This is a genomic window from Streptomyces carpinensis, from assembly GCF_002154505.1.
Lineage (GTDB): Bacteria > Actinomycetota > Actinomycetes > Streptomycetales > Streptomycetaceae > Streptomyces > Streptomyces carpinensis.
In genome coordinates, this window is sequence record NZ_MUBM01000522.1 from 1 (window position 1) to 974 (window position 974).

Below are 974 nucleotides of genomic sequence, written 5' to 3' on the forward strand. Positions count from 1 at the left end.
CGAGGTCCCGCTGCTGGTCGATGACCTGCTCGATCGGCTTGTAGGCGCCCGGGATCTCGTCGACGACGCCGGAGTCCTTGCGGCACTCCACGCCTCGCGTCTGCTCCTCCAGGTCCTTCGTGGAGAAGCGGCGCTTGGCGGCGTTGCGGCTCATCCGCCGGCCCGCGCCGTGCGACGCGGAGTTGAAGGACCTCTCGTTGCCCAGGCCCTTCACGATGTACGAACCGGTGCCCATCGAGCCCGGGATGATGCCGTACTCGCCGGAGCCCGCGCGGATGGCTCCCTTGCGGGTGACGAGCAGGTCCATGCCCTCGTAGCGCTCCTCGGCCACGTAGTTGTGGTGGCAGGAGATCTCCGGTTCGAACGTCGGCTTCGCCTTCTTGAACTCCTTGCGGACCACGTCCTTCAGGAGCGCCATCATGATCGTGCGGTTGTACCTCGCGTACTCCTGCGCCCAGAACAGGTCGTTGCGGTAGGCCGCCATCTGCGGGGTGTCGGCGACGAAGACGGCGAGGTCGCGGTCGACCAGGCCCTGGTTGTGCGGGAGCTTCTGGGCCACGCCGATGTGGTGCTCGGCCAGTTCCTTGCCGATGTTGCGGGAGCCGGAGTGGAGCATCAACCAGACAGAACCGGTTGCATCAGTGCACACCTCGACGAAGTGGTTGCCCGATCCGAGCGTTCCCATCTGCTTCGTAGCGCGCTCCTGGCGGAACTTGACCGCCTCCGCCACCCCGCCGAACCTGTCCCTTATACACACCTGACGCTGCCGCCCCCCCCCCCCCCCCCCCCCCCCCCCCCCCCCCCCCCCCCCCCCCCCCCCCCCCCCCCCCCCCCCCCCCCCCCCCCCCCCCCCCCCCCCCCCCCCCCCCCCCCCCCCCCCCCCCCCCCCCCCCCCCCCCCCCCCCCCCCCCCCCCCCCCCCCCCCCCCCCCCCCCCCCCCCCCCCCCCCCCCCCCCCCCCCCCCCCCCCCCCCC

Annotated in this window: 1 pseudogene; it reads right to left on the reverse strand. The window is 73.3% G+C overall.

Going from position 1 to position 974, the window contains the following annotated elements:
* Nucleotides 1–742: pseudogene (locus BZY54_RS45315) on the reverse strand (RtcB family protein); the annotation flags it as partial.
* Nucleotides 743–974 lie beyond the last annotated feature (232 nt).